This is a genomic window from Spongiactinospora sp. 9N601 (assembly GCF_044326295.1).
GTDB classification, from domain to species: Bacteria; Actinomycetota; Actinomycetes; order Streptosporangiales; family Streptosporangiaceae; genus Spongiactinospora; species Spongiactinospora gelatinilytica.
The window spans coordinates 459,969-476,052 of the sequence record NZ_JBIRBB010000002.1 but is presented as its reverse complement, the minus strand read 5'-3'; the positions used below and the strand labels follow the sequence as shown (position 1 = coordinate 476,052).

13 protein-coding genes are annotated in these 16,084 nt (G+C 72.0%); 6 read left to right on the top strand and 7 right to left on the bottom strand.

Annotated features, from left to right (window positions below):
* Window positions 1-87: 87 nt before the first annotated feature.
* The 6 genes from ACH34R_RS05800 to mtrA all read right to left on the bottom strand — a co-directional run bounded on the left by ACH34R_RS05800 (window position 88) and on the right by mtrA (window position 7,541).
* Window positions 88-744, bottom strand: a complete 657-nt coding sequence (locus tag ACH34R_RS05800; protein WP_397560468.1) for a response regulator — start codon at window positions 742-744, stop codon at window positions 88-90.
* 249 nt (window positions 745-993) lie between these two features.
* The gene (gene hpf / locus ACH34R_RS05795) at window positions 994-1,686 is read right to left on the bottom strand and encodes a ribosome hibernation-promoting factor, HPF/YfiA family (RefSeq protein ID WP_397560234.1); all 693 of its coding nucleotides are present in this window, start codon (window positions 1,684-1,686) and stop codon (window positions 994-996) included.
* 631 nt (window positions 1,687-2,317) lie between these two features.
* Window positions 2,318-3,166, bottom strand: a complete 849-nt coding sequence (locus tag ACH34R_RS05790) for a ComF family protein (protein WP_397560233.1) — start codon at window positions 3,164-3,166, stop codon at window positions 2,318-2,320.
* Between the two features lie 130 nt (window positions 3,167-3,296).
* Window positions 3,297-5,084, bottom strand: coding sequence for an LpqB family beta-propeller domain-containing protein (locus ACH34R_RS05785; protein WP_397560232.1), 1,788 nt, complete (start codon window positions 5,082-5,084; stop codon window positions 3,297-3,299).
* Window positions 5,081-6,814, bottom strand: coding sequence for an MtrAB system histidine kinase MtrB (gene mtrB / locus ACH34R_RS05780; RefSeq protein WP_397560231.1), 1,734 nt, complete (start codon window positions 6,812-6,814; stop codon window positions 5,081-5,083). The genes ACH34R_RS05785 and mtrB overlap by 4 nt, the downstream gene beginning before the upstream one ends.
* A 49-nt stretch (window positions 6,815-6,863) precedes the next feature.
* Complete coding sequence (gene mtrA / locus ACH34R_RS05775; protein WP_030509347.1) at window positions 6,864-7,541, bottom strand: MtrAB system response regulator MtrA; 678 nt, start codon at window positions 7,539-7,541, stop codon at window positions 6,864-6,866.
* Window positions 7,542-8,002: 461 nt separating this feature from the next.
* Here mtrA and ACH34R_RS05770 point away from each other — a divergent pair, with 461 nt between their 5' ends.
* The 5 genes from ACH34R_RS05770 to ACH34R_RS05750 are packed head-to-tail and all read left to right on the top strand — an operon-like array spanning window position 8,003 to window position 13,310.
* Entirely contained in the window at window positions 8,003-9,109 is a 1,107-nt protein-coding gene (locus ACH34R_RS05770) for a glycerophosphoryl diester phosphodiesterase membrane domain-containing protein (RefSeq protein ID WP_397560230.1), read from the top strand.
* Entirely contained in the window at window positions 9,106-9,759 is a 654-nt protein-coding gene (locus tag ACH34R_RS05765; RefSeq protein WP_397560229.1) for a DUF4129 domain-containing protein, read from the top strand. Before ACH34R_RS05770 ends, ACH34R_RS05765 begins: the two co-directional genes overlap by 4 nt.
* The gene (locus ACH34R_RS05760; RefSeq protein ID WP_397560228.1) at window positions 9,756-10,955 is read left to right on the top strand and encodes a DUF4350 domain-containing protein; all 1,200 of its coding nucleotides are present in this window, start codon (window positions 9,756-9,758) and stop codon (window positions 10,953-10,955) included. The genes ACH34R_RS05765 and ACH34R_RS05760 overlap by 4 nt, the downstream gene beginning before the upstream one ends.
* Complete coding sequence (locus ACH34R_RS05755; protein WP_397560227.1) at window positions 10,952-11,917, top strand: AAA family ATPase; 966 nt, start codon at window positions 10,952-10,954, stop codon at window positions 11,915-11,917. The genes ACH34R_RS05760 and ACH34R_RS05755 overlap by 4 nt, the downstream gene beginning before the upstream one ends.
* Before the next feature lie 25 nt (window positions 11,918-11,942).
* Complete coding sequence (locus ACH34R_RS05750; RefSeq protein WP_397560226.1) at window positions 11,943-13,310, top strand: DUF58 domain-containing protein; 1,368 nt, start codon at window positions 11,943-11,945, stop codon at window positions 13,308-13,310.
* Between the two features lie 196 nt (window positions 13,311-13,506).
* Here the strand turns inward: ACH34R_RS05750 and ACH34R_RS05745 are convergent, their stop codons facing one another.
* On the bottom strand, window positions 13,507-14,499 hold the full coding sequence (locus tag ACH34R_RS05745; protein WP_397560225.1) for a stage II sporulation protein M: 993 nt from the start codon (window positions 14,497-14,499) through the stop codon (window positions 13,507-13,509).
* Between the two features lie 211 nt (window positions 14,500-14,710).
* Between ACH34R_RS05745 and ACH34R_RS05740 the strand changes: the two genes are divergently transcribed.
* Complete coding sequence (locus tag ACH34R_RS05740; RefSeq protein WP_397560224.1) at window positions 14,711-15,841, top strand: RDD family protein; 1,131 nt, start codon at window positions 14,711-14,713, stop codon at window positions 15,839-15,841.
* Window positions 15,842-16,084: the final 243 nt, after the last annotated feature.

The window sequence follows — 16,084 nt, the reverse complement described above, 5'->3', positions numbered from 1 at the left end:
CTGCCGCCGGCGGCGGGGCGGACGATGGCGCGTCCGCCCCGGTCTGGGTCTTCCCTGGGGTACCGGTGAGTTCCCGTGGGGAAGTCGTCAGGTGATCTCTAACATGCGCTCTCTGACGGCGTACACCACCGCCTCCATCCTGGAGTGAAGCTGGAGTTTGTCCAGGATGTTGCGGACGTGGTTCTTCACCGTGTTCTCTGAGATGAACAACTGCTTGGCGATCTCCCGGTTGTTCATGCCCTTGGCCACCAGCCGGAGCACCTCCATCTCCCGGTCGGTGAGCCTCGGCACCGGGAGCTGCGGCGGGCGTTCGGCCTCCTTGCGGCTCATGCTCGCGAACTCGCTGATCAGTTTCGCGGCCATGGCCGGGTTGATCAATGACTGCCCTTCGTGCACGCCGCGTACCGCGTCGGGCACCTCGTCGAGCTGGACGTCCTTGAGCAGGTATCCGGTCGCGCCCGCCTTGATGGCCTCGAAGAGGTCTTCCTCCTCGTCGCTCACCGTCAGCATGATGATGCGCGTGCTCGGCACCGACTCCTTGATGCCCCTTGTCGCCTCGATGCCGCTGAGTTTCGGCATCCGGACGTCCATCAGCGCGACGTCGGGCAGGAGGCGGTCGGCGAGCTCGACCGCCTCCTGCCCGTCGCTCGCTTCTCCGACCACCTCGATGTCCGCCTCGGCGGAAAGGGCCAGCTCCAGGCTGCGGCGGATCAGCGCGTGATCGTCGACGATCAGCACGCGGATCGGCTCGTCGCCGCCGCCACGCCGGCCCGTCTCACCGGACCCGCTGTCAGGCCCTGCCTCAGGCCCTGTCACAGGACATCCTTCACCGGCCTCGCGCACTCGGCGTCCCTCTTCTGGCGCGGGACGCCGCACCTCCTGGCTCGCTCGCTCACAACTCCTCCTCGCCGTGGGGTTTAGAGCCTCTGATCCGCCATGATTACACGGGTTCCGGTCATCGGGATGGTCGAAAGGATCTTCATTGCGCCGCTGTCACGCCTCCACGAGCCGGAGTACGCCGTAGTCGTATCCGCGGCGGCGGTAGACGACGCTCGGGTGGCCGCTCTCCTTGTCGCGGAAGAGGTAGAAGTCGTGCCCGACCAGCTCCATCTCCAGGAGCGCCTGGTCGATGGTGATCGGATCGGCGCGATGGAACTTCTCCCTGACCACCAGCGGTCCGTCACCATCCATCTCGATCGGCACGATGGGCTCCTCATAGCCGTCGGCTCTGGTCGTGGACGTGTTCGCCGCCGGTTCGGGCTCGGGTCGCGCGGCCGTCGCCTCCGGCGCAGCCGGTACGGCCTGCGCCAGGTCGGGCGCGCCCTGATAGGCGGGGGCGGCGGAGGTGATCTCCGCGATGGACGGGGGGACGCGGTTGCCGTGATGGACCTTTCGCCGGTCGGCGATCCGCCGCAACCTGTTCTCCAGCTTGTCGAGCGCCAGGTCGAGGGCCGCGAACCGGTCGTCGGCCGACGCCTCGGCGCGCACCGCAGGGCCGCGCGAATGGATCGTGAGCTCCACCCGCTCCCGTTGGTCGCTGAGACGCGGATTGCGCTCTTTCGACACCTCTACATCGACTCGGATGAGCTTGCTGTCCAAACGCTCCATCTTGGCCAGCTTGACGGTCGCATGGTCGCGGAAACGGTCACTCACTCCGGTGTGCCGTCCCTTGACGATGACGTCCATGCAACAGCCCCCCTTCGTCTCTCGACAGCGAACCCGGGCGAACGCCGGGCGGTCTTTCGGCGGACACGCAGATGACTCCTCCTTCACCTCGCAATGGAGTCGTCACAGTCGCTTCATTGCCTGGCAGCGCGTCTGTTAACCGGAATTTTGGTCGGCACCCGTCCGGCCGACCTGGTCTTCGTCCCCACATCCGCCTGCTGAGGGTCTCGCAGCTCCATGCCACTACTGCCCTTCTCCTCTGACGGGGGGCATCGGACCCCCCGGGAGGGCAGGACTTACCTCTAAGCCGCACCGTGATCGATCGACAAAAAGTCGTCTTACGTGGACCGTTTCGCCTGCGGCTGGCATCGGCTAGCGGAGCCGGGAGCCCCGGCTCTGCGCAACCACGGACCCGAACGGGTGCCATGTTCCGAACGCTATCCGGAACCTGCCCGAATGTCAGCCGCGGGATCTACCGGTTGATCACATTGCGTGAGCTTCGGAGGGTGGGGCACGCTGGGAGAGGCCCACGTTCGTGGGCGGGCCCGGCGACGTGAAGCCCGCTCGCATCCCTTGAGCAGCGCAGGTGACGGGACCAGGGTAGGAAGATGTAGCGGAAAGGTTAGTGGCGTAATATGTGACGCTTCTCACGCTATGTGACCTTGGAATTTCGGTCTCTTGGGCGTGTCGGCTTGGTGTCGTCACCTGGGGCTCCTGTGGTCCGAGTGGCTTGTGGACGGGCCGAAATCCCGGCCCGGGGTAAGGGGTGCCTTCGCGGGGTGGCGGCGAGGGTCACCGCGAGCGGGACGCGCAGGCCGGCGGCCCGGAGGGTGAGCGCGGCCTCGGCCAGCGTGGCGCCGGTGGTCACCACGTCGTCGAGGAGCACGGCGACCCCGGAGGGCGGCCAGACCCGGGGCACGCCGCCGCCGCGCGCCCGCCGTAAGCGGAAGGCGCCCGACAGGTTGGCGGCCCGCAGGGACGCGCTCAGCCCTGCCTGGTCGGCCACCCGGCCGCGGTGCTCGACCAGCGGGGACAGGACGGCCGGGCGGCCCGAACGGGCCAGGGCGCGGACGGTGAGCGCGGCCAGCCGGCCCACCGGGTCGTGGCCGCGCCGCCCGCGAGCCGCCCGCAGGCTTGGCACCGGGACGACGCCCACCACCGGCGGGTCGGGCCCGAGCACCGTGTCAACGGCCACGCCGAGCACCTGCGCCGCGACGGCGGCCAGCGGCCGGGCGAGCGCCGTCCGGCCGCGCTCCTTGTACGCGATGACCGCCCGCCGCACCGGCCCGGCGTAATCGGCCGCCGACCAGCACTCCGGCAGCCCGGCCGGCACCGGCGCCGGCATCCGCCGCCGCACCTCCCCGCACACCGCCACCGCACACCGCCCGCACAACACGCCTCCGGCCCACACCACCCCGATGCCATCGACGCCTGCCGCGCCCGCGCCTACGGCCCACGGCCCCCGGGAATCCGGGGCCCGGGGCGCGATGGGTGAGGACACCGCGGTGGTCGTAGGGGTGGCACAGCCGGCGCATAGGGAGGGCAACAGGAGTTCGAGAGTTTTTCTGAGCATGGGGCTACGATGGCAGCCGCCACCGACAGTTTTCGCTCGGCGACTCTCGGTGAGGGCGTCAGCCGAGGGGCAGAGCCGGCGAGGTGGCCGGGTTCTTCAGGAGGGGCACCCAGGCGCCCTTGCTGTCCCAGTAGAGGACCTCGCTCTTGCCCTCCTCGGGGTCCAGCACGCCCGCGATGATGCGGTCCTCGAAGGCGGTGATGGAGTCGATCCGCGCGTCGGCCTTGAAGGGCTCGCTGGTGCCGTCGGTGACCGACACCGCGATGATCTCCTGCCCCGACTTGCTGCTGGTCAGCACGAGCAGCGTGGTCGCGTCCCGCCAGGCGATGTCCACGATCTTCTGGCCGTCCGCGGCGGTGGCGAGCGTCTGGAGGTTGACGATCTGGGTGCCGCTGGCCTGGACCATGATGATGCCGACCTTGACGTGGACGCCCGCCTGGTCCTCGACCACGGCGGCGACGCGCACGCCGTCCCTGGCCACCCGCAGGTTCTGGACGCCGACGGTCTCCAGGCCCGCCGCCGCCACGCGGACCTGCTGGGTGCCGTCGTGCCGGTACACGCGGGAGGAGCGCTCGCCGACGCGGTCCACGGTCCAGACCGTGTCGTAGCGGTCCCATGACGGGGCGGTGAGGTCTTCTCCGGTGATCCAGCGCCGCCACTGGCCGCCCTGCGCCAGCGGGGCCACCTCGATCGCGTCGCCGTCGGCGTTGAGCGCGGCGACCGTACGGCCCTGGGCGGCGACGGCCGGGTCGATGTGCGCTTCCCCGGGCTGGCCCGCCTGGCCGGCCACGGGCGTGAGCTTGCCCTCGGCCCCCACGGTGTGCAGCGCGCCGTTCGCCATGACGTAGGTGTCACGGACTCCCCCGGTCAGCCACGGGTCGAAGTGCCCATAGCGGTCGTATCCCACGCGCAGCGGCGTACCGGAACTCGCGTAATAGGGGTCGCCGTTGACCCGGATCTCGACCTCCCAGCGCTCGGTGAGCTGGTTCAGCGTCCAGCCGATCTGCGCCGCCATGGCGTCCACGTCATCGCCGCCGCCCGAGGAGATCGCGTTGGCCGCCGCCTCGTTGAGATCGACGATGACCTTGTCGTCCTCGGTCCACACGCCGCGCAGCCGGGTGCCTGCGGGCAGCGCGTTGCGCACCGCCTCGCGCAGCGTCGCGGACGGCCCCTTCAGCAGCCGCCTGACGATGCTCTCCGCGAAGTCGATCTTAGGGTCCAGCGGTATGCGCACCTCGTCGACCACCAGGCCCCGCTTGGTGCTGTCCAGGTAGTAGAGCTTGACCTTGCGGTAGCTGCGGCGGATGTCGGCCTCGGTGAGCAGCAGCCCGTGCGGCACTTCGCCGATCCGCCACCCCGTGGGCTCCTTGACCAGCTTGAACTCCTGGATCGGCCCGCCCTGCGGCTCCAGCTCGGCGCTGTACTTGCCCTCGTCGTTGATCGCGCCCACCCGCGTGCCCTGGAGGGTCACCCGGGCCTCCCTGGCGTTGTCGGGGAGCTGGCCGGGCGGCTTGATCACGCCCTTGTCGTAGACGGTCACGCGGACGTTGGGCCGCCAGGTCCGCGCGGCGTCGCCGGTGAGGTACCGCCTGGCCACGCTCCAGCCGGGATCGTCCACCGCGGCCATCGCCGCCAGGAATCCCTCCAGCACCTGGGCCGGTCCCCACTCCGGGCGCGGCGGGATGGCGATCATCCGCACGTACGGCTTGCGCAGCGGGTCGCCCTGCACGCCCTCCTCGAACTCCGCCGGGCTGCCCGTCGGGATCGTCGCGCAGCCCGCCCCCGCCGCCACGGCCGCGAACGCGACACACCCCGCGAGGAGCCTCCTGCGCCATCCTCCCGTCACGACACTCCCCCGTCCAGAACACGATCACCGGGACCGGCGGTGAGCGCCGGGGTGACGTGGCCGCGCCAGGTGCGCCGCATCTCGATCTCGGGCGGCACCAGCGACAACGGCGAGCCCTTCAGCTCGCTGCCGGCCGCCCGGGGCAGCGACAGCCGGAACTGCGACCCCTCCCCCGGCGAGCCCCACGCCTGGAGCCACCCGCCGTGCAGCATCGCGTCCTCGCGGGAGATGGCGAGCCCGAGCCCGGTGCCGCCGATGGTCCGCGCCCGCGAGGGGTCGGCCCGCCAGAACCGGTCGAACACCATGTTCTCCTCCCCCGGCCGCAGCCCGACGCCGTGGTCGCGGACGGCCACCGCCACCGCGTCGCGGTCGGCCCCCACGGTGACCACGATCTCCTTGCCCTCGCCGTGCTCGATGGCGTTGAACAGCAGGTTGCGCAGGATGCGCTCGACCCGGCGGCTGTCGATCTCGGCCATGCACGGCTCGCTGGGCAGCCGCAGGTCGAACCGGGTGCCCTGCTTCTCCCCCAGCGCCTCGGAGTCGGCCACGGCACGCAGTACGACGTTACGCACGTCGACCGAGTCGATGTCGAGGGTGGCCGCACCCGCGTCGTACCTGCTGATCTCCAGCAGGTCGGCGAGCATCGACTCGAAGCGTTCGAGCTGGGCCTGCATCAGCTCGGCGGCCCGCGCGGCGGAGGCGTCGAACCCCTCGCGGGCCTCGTAGAGCAGGTCGGCCGCCATCCGCACGGTGGTGAGCGGGGTGCGCAGCTCGTGCGAGACGTCGGAGACGAACTGCCGCTGGACCTGCGACAGCTCCTCCAACTGGTGGATCTTGAGCGCCAGGTTGGCGGCCATCTCGTTGAACGAGGCGGCCAGGCGGGCGAGGTCGTCCTCGCCGCGGACCTGGAGGCGTTCTTCCAGGCGTCCGGCGGCCAGCCGCTCGGCGGCCTGGCGGGCCAGGCGTACGGGGGTGACGACCTGGCGGGTGACCAGGGAGGCGATGGCGGCGAGCAGGAGTACGAGGGCGATGCCGACCACGACGAGCGCCTGCCGTACCGACGACAGCAGCTCGGCCTCCTCCGTCAGCGGGAAGAAGTGGAAGATCTCATAGCCGTTGTCGACCCGGACGCCGATCACCAGTCCGGGCTGGGGCTCCGGGTCGCCGATGTGGTACAGCGAGGACGTGAGCTGCGGGATCGGCTCGTTGGGCTCGGCATCGCGCAGGTCGTGTTCGAGCTTGGCGGGGATGCTGCGCGGATCGATCTCGTTCGTCGCGCGGTAGGCGCCCGGTATGGTCAGATTTCTGATGATCACCGTGTACCGGCTGGACTCGCCGGCGCGGTTGGCCAGCGCGAGGGCCGCCCGGTCGATGGGGAGATCGGCGGCGCTCTGCTGCGGGTCTCCGGACCCGCCCGCGCCCTGCTCGTCGGGGTCCGCGGTCTGCTCGTTGAGCTGGCCGACGATCGCGGTGCGGTCGGCGAGGGCGTCCTTGCCCGCCGCGGCGACCCGGCCCTGCACCACCGTGGTGGTGAACTGCTGCATCAGGAAGAACCCGAGGACGGCCACCACCGTGACCGAGATGACCAGGGTGCTGGTGACCACCCGGAGTTGCAGCGACCGCTGCTGGGCACGACGGACCCGCCCTGCGAGGCGACGCGCCCTCCTGCGCACGCCGCGCAGGATCTGCATCAGTGTCCTGCGTTTGGGCTTACCTTTCCGCGGGGGCATCTCGGATCCGTCGTCGGGGGAACGTTGCAAGCGGACGGCGAAGCGGCCGTCAGGCCGGTCCGGCCTTGTATCCCACCCCGCGCACCGTCACCACGATCTCAGGGTGCTCGGGGTCTTTCTCGATTTTCGCGCGCAGCCGCTGGACGTGCACGTTGACCAGCCGGGTGTCGGCGGCGTGCCGGTAGCCCCAGACCTGTTCGAGCAGCACCTCGCGGGTGAACACCTGGCGCGGCTTGCGGGCCAGCGCGACCAGCAGGTCGAACTCCAGGGGCGTGAGGTTGATGGTCTCCTCGCCCCGCTTCACGGAGTGCCCGGCCACGTCGATCGTGATGTCACCGATCTGGAGGATCTCCGGCGTCGGCTCGTCGGTACGGCGGAGCCTGGCCCGCACCCGCGCGACCAGTTCCTTGGGCTTGAACGGCTTGACAATGTAGTCGTCGGCCCCGGATTCCAGCCCGAGCACGACGTCGATGGTGTCGCTCTTGGCGGTGAGCATCACTATCGGGACACCGGACTCGGCGCGGATCCGCCTGCACACGTCGATGCCGTCGGCCCCGGGCAGCATCAGATCGAGCAGGACCAGATCGGGCCGGGTATCACGGAAGGCGTCAAGTGCCTTGTCCCCGTCGGAGACGAAAGAAGGCTCGAACCCCTCTCCGCGCAACACGATGCCGAGCATCTCGGCAAGAGCGGCGTCGTCGTCGACGACCAGCACGCGTCCTTTCATGGCCCCTCATTTGTTCTACGCAGTTTGGGAGTATTCGGGCTAACCCCGGCGATCCGTCGAAGGGTACCCCTGTCCAGCGGCCCAGCGGTACAGGGTCGGAAGCCATAGCCACCGGAAGCCGAATTTTAGGCGCATGCGACGTGAACGTGCCTGGATTCCGTCCCCGAGCGGCCTCGAACCCGCCCAGTGGGACCTGGACGGCCCTTGCCACACCCAGTCTGCGTTAAGAAACCGCCTTTCGGCCATCCTTCGTGCGCGATCACTCCACGATCATCACATGACGTGGGTCACCGTGCCAGGATTGGGATATGTCTGACGGTCACGGTAACCCGCCCGAGCCGCCACCCAACTGGTCGGCGGATCAGCCCGCCCCTTACCGCGGGCCAGGCGCGACGCCCTGGACCGTCCCTGGCGCTCCACAACCACCTCCACCCCCGCCCCCGCCCGGCGCGGGCCCCGGCATGCCGGGCCCGCCTCCCGGTCACGGCGCTCCGCCGTACCCTCCGGGCCCCCACGGCTACCAGCAGCCCTACGCGCCCCGGCCAGGGATCATCCCGCTGCGCCCGCTCGGCCTCGGCGAGATCCTGGACGGCACGATCAAGCTGGTCCGTTCCAACCCCAAGGCGGTGCTGGGCCTGTCGGCGATCGCCGCCGCGCTCGGCAGCATCCCGGCGGCCATCGGCCAGGCGTACTTCGCCCGCGGCCTCGAAGCGGCGCTGAACGCGGGCACGGCGGCGCCCACGGACGGCATCCTCGGCCAGTACGGCGCGACCCTGCTCTCCACGCTCATCTCGTTCATCGTGACCGCCGTGCTCACCGGCATCCTGACGCGCATCCTCGGCCGCGCGGTCTTCGGCGGGAAGATCACGGCGGGTGAGGCGTGGCGGTCGGTCCGCCCGCGGGTGCCCGCGCTGTTCGGCATGATCATTCTTTCCGGCCTGATCATGCTCGCGCCACTCGCCCTTCTCGTGCCACTACTGATGGGGATGGCCGCGGGGATCGGCGACTACGGGACGTTCATGCTGGCCACGCTGGTCTTCATCCTGCTGTTCATCGTGTGGGCGCTCTTCATCTACGCGCGTCTCGCGTTCGCCGCACCGGCGGTCGTGCTCGAACGGCGCGGCCCGATCGACTCCATGCGGCGCTCGTGGCGGCTGGTCAGCGGCGGGTTCTGGCGAGTGCTCGGCATCCTGCTGCTCACGTACCTCATCGTGCTGATCATCAGCTATGTCCTGAACATCCCCTTTGCCATCATCGGCACCATCGTCGGCGCCACCGGCGCTGGGACGACCGGATCGATCGCCCTCGCCGCCCTGCTCTTCGCCATCGGCGGCACGGTCGCCGCGATGATCTCCTATCCGATCCAGGCGGGCGTCGCCGGACTCCTGTACGCCGACCGGCGGATGCGCACCGAGGCGTTCGACCTGGTGCTCCAGACGGCGGCCATCGAACAGCAGCGGCAGGGCCAGGTGCCCGGTTCGGCGGACGACCTGTGGGTCCCCGGCTACGGACAGGACGGGCACGGGAACGGGCCCGCGGGCGGGCCGCATCCCTACGGCCGGCCGTGAGCCCCGTCGACATCGCCCGTGAGGAGGCCGCCGAGCGCGCGGCGCGCGAGCTGGTCTCCGGCGAATACCAGCGCGAGCCGTTCATCGACATGATCGTGCGGCACGTCCGGCAGTTCCTCGGCGACCTGGCCGACTCGCTGGGCGGCGACGGCGACACCGTCCCGCTGTCGGCGATCGGCCTGGCCCTGGTGCTGGCCGCGCTGGTCGGGCTGCTGGTCTGGAGTTCCAGGCGGGCGACGCGGGCACGGGCCGCCGCGGCCCCGGAGGGCATCTTCGGCGAGCGGGTGCTGACCGCGGCCGAGCACCGCGCGGCGGCCGAACGGCACGCGGCCGACGGTCGCTACGCCGAGGCCGTACGCGAGCGCCTGCGGGCCATCGCCAGGGACCTTGAGGAACGGGTGGTGCTCGACCCACGGCCCGGCCGTACGGCGGCCGAGCTGGCGGAGGAGGCCGGGCGCGCGCTGCCCGGCTTCGCCGCCGGCCTGCGCGCCGCCGCCCGCACCTTCGACGACGTGACCTACGGGCAGCTCCCCGGCACCCCTGAGGGCTACGCCGGCCTGCGCGACCTCGACGAACGCATCAGGAAGGCCCGCCCCGCGCGGGCCGCGGCGATGGCCCCGGCCGCAGGCTCACCGGAGCCGCCCCGGTGACCGGCACGCCCACCACGTCCCCGGCCAGCCCGCCGGCACCGGAGTCCACCCACCTGGCTCCAGGCGCCCGCGTTCTGTGGCGACGCTGGCGCGGCGTGCTGATCGTGGCGCTGCTGATCACCATGACCGCCTCGATCGCGCTGCTGATCTCGGGAGGGGCCCGCCAGGGCAGCGAACTCGACCCCGGCGACACCACCCTGACCGGCGCCAAGGGGCTGGCCGAGCTGCTGCGCGAGGCGGGTGTCGAGGTGGTACGGGTCTCCAACGCGACCGCCGCCGCGGCCGTCGCCGGCGACGACTCCCTGCTCCTGGTACCGCACACGGTCAGGCTGCCCCCCGAGCAGTTCGAGATGCTGGCGGCGCTGCCGTCCGACCGGCTGCTGGTCGCCCCCGCCACCGCCACCCGGGCCGCGCTGGCCCCGGGCGTGAAGTGGACCGCCGAGGCACGGACCCGCTCCCGCGAACCACACTGCGCACTGCCCGCCGCGACCAGGGCGGGCACCGCCCACACCGGCGGCTTCGCGATGACCGCGCCCTCCGGCGCGACCGGCTGCTATCCCGCCGCCGACGGGCCCACGCTCGTCTCCTACACCTCCGGCGAACGCACGATCACGGTCGTCGGCGACGGCGGGTTCATGACCAACCTGCGGCTCGGCGAGGACGGCAACGCCGCGCTCGCGATGAACCTGGCCGGATCGCGCGGCACCCTCATCTGGATGGTCCCGCCCGACGACCCCGGCGAACTGGGCGCGCTCGTGTGGCCGGGCAGCAAGACCCTCTACGAGCTGGTGCCCGCAGGGGTCTACTGGGCCCTGCTGCAACTGGTCATCGCGGTCGCGCTGGTGGCGGCCTGGCGGGCGCGCAGGATCGGCCCCGTGGTCGTCGAGCGGCTGCCCGTGGCCGTACGGGCAGCCGAGACCGTGGAGGGCCGTGGGCGCCTCTACAGGGCCCGCAGGGCGCGTGACAGGGCGTCCACCGCGCTGCGCGCGGGCACGCTGCACCGGCTGGTCCCCCGGCTCGGGCTCACCGCCGACGCGGGCCCCGAGGTCATCGTGGCCACGCTGGCCGGGCGGACGGGGCAGGATTCCCATCAGGTGAGAAGCGCCCTGTTCGGGCCGCCGCCCGCCGACGACGGGGGGCTCGTCGCACTCGCCGCATACCTGGACACCCTGGAGAGGCAGGTTCGAGATTCGTGAGCACACCAGACACCGCCGCGGAAGGCGCGCTGGCGGCGCTCGCCGCGCTGCGCGCGGAGGTGGCCAAGGCCGTGGTCGGCCAGGACGCGGTGGTCACCGGCCTGGTCATCGCGCTGCTCTGCCGGGGGCACGTGCTCCTCGAAGGCGTGCCGGGGGTGGCCAAGACGCTGCTGGTACGCGCGCTGTCGGCGGCGCTGTCGCTCGACTTCAAGCGCGTGCAGTTCACCCCCGACCTGATGCCGGGCGACGTCACGGGCTCGCTGATCTACGACGCGCGCACGGCCGCCTTCGAGTTCCGCCGGGGGCCGGTGTTCACCAACCTGCTGCTCGCCGACGAGATCAACCGCACCCCGCCGAAGACGCAGGCCGCCCTGCTTGAGGCGATGGAGGAACGGCAGGTCAGCGTGGACGGCCAGGGGCTGGCGCTGCCCGACCCCTTCGTGGTGTGCGCGACCCAGAACCCGGTGGAGTACGAGGGCACCTACCAGCTTCCCGAAGCCCAGCTCGACCGGTTCCTGCTCAAGCTGACCGTGCCGCTGCCGCCCCGCGACCAGGAGATCGCGGTGCTGGAGCGCCACGCGCGGGGCTTCGATCCGCGTGACCTGAGCGACGTCAAGCAGGTCGCGTCGGCCGCGGACCTGGCGGCCGGACGCGCGGCGGTGTCCCAGGTGCACGTCGCGCCGGAAATCCTCGCCTATGTGGTGGACCTGGCCCGGGCCACCCGCCAGTCCCCCTCGCTCCAGCTCGGCGTCTCACCGCGCGGCGCGACCGCTCTGCTCTCGGCCGCGCGTGCCTGGGCCTGGCTGTCCGGCCGCGCGTACGTCACGCCCGACGACGTCAAGGCGCTGGCCCGGCCCACGCTGCGGCACCGCGTCCAGCTCCGCCCGGAGGCCGAACTGGAGGGCGCCACGGCCGACGGCCTGCTCGACGGCATCCTCGCCTCGGTCCCCGTACCGCGATGAGCACTCCGCCCGAAGGGGGCACGCCGTGGCGCTGACCGGGCGGGCCGGGCTGCTCGCCGTACTGCTGGCGGTGGTCGTCCTGGTCGCGCCCCGCCCCGCGCTCGCCCTGGCCGGGGGGCTCTTGCTGCTGGCCGGGCTCGTGCTCGCCGATCTGGCGCTGGCCGGGGCGGTACGCCCGCTGCGGTTCCGCCGCGAGGGCGACCATCTGGTACGGCTGGGCCAGACCGCCCGCGTGGACCTCATCGTGGACAACCCGGGCCGCAGGCGGGTACGCGGCGTGCTGCGCGACGCCTGGCCGCCGTCGGCCGGGGCCACGCCCAGGCACCTGCCGCTGGACGTCCCCGGCGGCGAATCCCGGCGGCTCACGCTGACCCTGTCGCCGACCCGGCGTGGTGACCGGGAGGCGGTGAAGGTCACCGTACGCGCGCTCGGGCCCCTGGGGGTCGCCGCCCGGCAGGGGTCGCACCTGGTCCCGTGGACGGTCCGGGTGCTGCCGCCGTTCCTCAGCCGCAAGCACCTGCCCGCGCGGCTGGCCCGGCTGCGCGAGCTGGAGGGCGTCCACCCCGCGCTGGTGCGCGGGCAGGGCACCGAGTTCGACTCGCTGCGCGAGTACGTCGTGGGCGACGACGTGCGCTCGATCGACTGGCGGGCCACCGCGCGCCGGCATGACGTCGTGGTCCGCACCTGGCGGCCGGAACGCGACCGCAGGGTGCTGATCGTGCTCGACACCGGCCGCACCTCCGCGGGGCGCGTGGGCGCCGCTCCCGTCCCGCTGGCCGGCGCGGTCGCGCGTACCGGTGAGGCCGTCCAGGGGGATCTCGTCCCGCCGGGGTGGCCGCGGCTGGACTGGTCCATGGACGCCGCCCTGCTGCTGGCCGCGCTCGCCGCCCGCGCGGGCGACCGGGTCGACTTCCTGGCCTACGACCGCGCGGTGCGGGCGTGGGTGTCCGGTGCCGGGCGTACCGAACTACTGTCCGCGCTGGTCAACGTGATGGCCCCGATCGAGGCCGAGCTGGTGGAGGCCGACGCGGCGGGCATGGTCGCGGCGGTGCTGGCCCGCGCCAAGCGCCGCTGCCTGGTCGTGGTGCTGACCGACCTCAACTCCGCGTCGCTGGAAGAGGGCCTGCTACCGGTACTGCCCCGGCTCTCCTCCCGCCACCTGGTCCTCCTCGCCGCCGTCTCCGACCCGCGGGTGGCGGCCATGGCGGCGAGCCGCGGTACGGCCGAGCAGGTCTACGACGCCGCCGCGGCCGAACACCTGACCGGCGACCGCCGCGCCATCACCGCCCGCCTCCGCCACCACGGCGTCGAGGTCGTCGACGCACCCCCCGACGAAATAGCCCCCACCCTCGCCGACGCCTACCTGACCCTCAAGGCCACCGGCCGCCTCTGACCCACCCCCGGGCCCCGCTTGAGTACTTCTAAGTGATGCACCCACCGCGACCACGCACGGCCCGGGCGCGGTCGTGTCCGCAGCGACGAGCGATGGAGTGAGGAACGAACGACTGAGCGAGGAGTGGAGGACGCGACCTTCAAGAGCGCCCGGGCCCGCGCGAGCGAAGCGAGCGCCATAAGCGCAGCGAGCGCGATCAGCTCGCAGGTGCGAAGTCAGGGGCGCGTTCGATGTCGCCTGTCTCCTGGCGGCGGAGGGCGCGCCTGCCGTACACGAACACGTACGCGAGGAAGGCCGCCTCCGCGACCACGCCCACGGCCACCCGGGCCCAGGTGGGCAGGCCGGACGGGGTCACCAGGGCCTCGATGAGCCCCGACACCAGCAGCACCGCGATCAGCCCGAGCGCCACGCTCATCACCGCGCGCCCCTGCTCGGCCAGCGCCTCCCCCCGTCTGCGCGGACCGGGGTCGACGGCGGTCCAGCCGAGCCGCATCCCGGCCCCGGCGGCCAGGAACACCGCGGTCAGCTCCAGCAGGCCGTGCGGGGTGATCAGGCCGAAGAAGATGTCCAGCTTGCCGTGCGCCCCCATCAGGCCCCCCGAGACGCCGAGGTTGGCCGCAGTCTGCCAGAGCACCCACGGAATGGGCAGCCCCAAGAAGATCGAAAACGCGATGACCTGCATGGACACCCACGCGTTGTTGATCCAGACCTGTCCGGCGAAGGACGCCGCCGGGTTTTCCGAGTAGTAGTCGGCGAACTCGTGCTCGACCAGCCGTTCGATCATCTCGGGCGGCCCGAGGGCCGCTCGTACCTCCGGGTCGCCCGCCACCCAGAACCCCAGTACGGCCGACACCGCGCAGAACCCGAACGCGGTGGCCAGCCACCACCACCGGGCCCGGTAGGCGACCACAGGAAAGGTCACCGTGACGAACCGGGCCAGCTCCCGCCACGCGGGTGTGTGCGCCCCGGTGACGGCGGACCGCGCCCTGGCGACCAGGCTGGACAGCCTGCCGACCAGAACGGCGTCGGTGGAGCCTGACCGCACGATCGACAGATGGGTGGCGACCCGCTGGTAGAGGTCCACCAGCTCGTCCACCTCGGCCCCGGTGAGGGACCCTTTGCGGCGGATCAGGTGCTCCAGCCGATCCCATGTCCCGCGGTGCGCCATGACGAACGCGTCGATGTCCACGGACCGAGCCTATTCCCGCCAGGGTCGCCCGCAGGCGCGAAAGCGCTCGGAGACCCGCATACCGAACTCACCTCCACACGCTCGTGGGGACGCAGAGATCGGCCCTGTCGTTTCGGTTGTCCACAGGGGGCCGGGGCGCGGGGCGGTGGGTTTTCCACAGGGCGGGCGCATTGCCCGGTCGGGGGGCGGGCGGGTCGGTAGGCTTCTTGGCGTGTCCGATGTCGTGACCGGCGAGGCCGTGGTCGTCGAAGTGCGGTTCGCCCAGCTTCCCAGCCGAGCGGTGGCGCTGTTCATCGACGTGCTCGTGCAGGGCGTGCTGCTCTACGCGGTGTTCGCCATGGTCGGCAACGTCGGCCTGCGCGCCGACCCCGCCCTGTTCGCGGCGCTGTCCATCCTGTTCAGCGCGCTGGTGATGGTCGGCTATCCGGTCATCTTCGAGACGCTGTCACGGGGGCGAAGCCTCGGCAAGCTCGCCATGGGCCTGCGGGTGGTGAGCGACGACGGCGGCCCCGAGCGCTTCCGGCAGGCGTTCTTCCGCGCCTTGGCGGCGGTGCCCGAGATCTGGTTGCTCGCCGGCGCACCCGCGCTGATCACGTCGCTGATCTCTGGGCGGGGCAAACGCCTCGGCGACATCTTCGCGGGCACGGTCGTCATCTCCGAGCGCGGGCCGCGCGACCGCTCGCTGCCCGCCGCGATGCCGCCCCAGCTCGCCGCGTGGGCCGCCGGGCTGGAGCTTTCCGCCCTCCCTGGCGAGGTGGCGAGCACCGCCCGGCAGTACCTCGCCCGCTGCCACCAGCTCGCCCCGCAGATCCAGCACGAGATGGGGGTGCGCATCGCCGCCCAGGTGGCCTCCTTCGTCTCGCCGCCCCCACCCGCCCAGGTCCCGCCGCACGCTTATCTCTCCGCGGTCCTCGCCGAGCGCCACCGCCGTGAGGGCATGCGCCTGGCCCGGCAACGGTCCCAGCAGGCCCCGGCCTCCGCATACCCGGCAGGGCCGTCCACCGGCCCCGCCCCCGCCCCGCCGCCCGCGTACGGTTCCCAGCCCACGCACGGGGCGCCGGCCTTCGCGCCGCCCGCGTATGGGACCTCGCCCTCCGGCGCACCCGCGCATGACAGGCCGTCCTTCGCGCCGCCCGCCTACGGCGCGCCGAGCGCCGACGACGCCCGGTTTGCGGGGCCTGCCGCGTACGGCGGACCGCCGTCCGCGCCATCCGCCCCGGCCTTCGCGCCGCCGAGTCCGGCGGCTCCGTCGTCCGGCGGGCATGGTGGGCCGGTGGCCGGAAACGGCCACGTCAGCGGCGATCCTGAGCCAACTCCGGGAGGATTCGTCCCTCCCGCGTGAGATTAGTGCCACATTCCGGCATAGAGCCCACAATCACGGGCACGTGTAGTCAAAGCGGGCGATGGGGCATTGCTCGCACTAGGGGGAGTGGGGACCGCCCGCGTATGAGGGAGAGGCTACGCGGGCGGTCCCCGTTTTTGTATCCGGTGTCCCCCTTGATCCGGTCCACGGCTCCGAGGTGACTGGCCGGACGGAGCCGCCGCCCGGGGAGATGCCGCCTATGACGAAACCGTGTTTACGGCC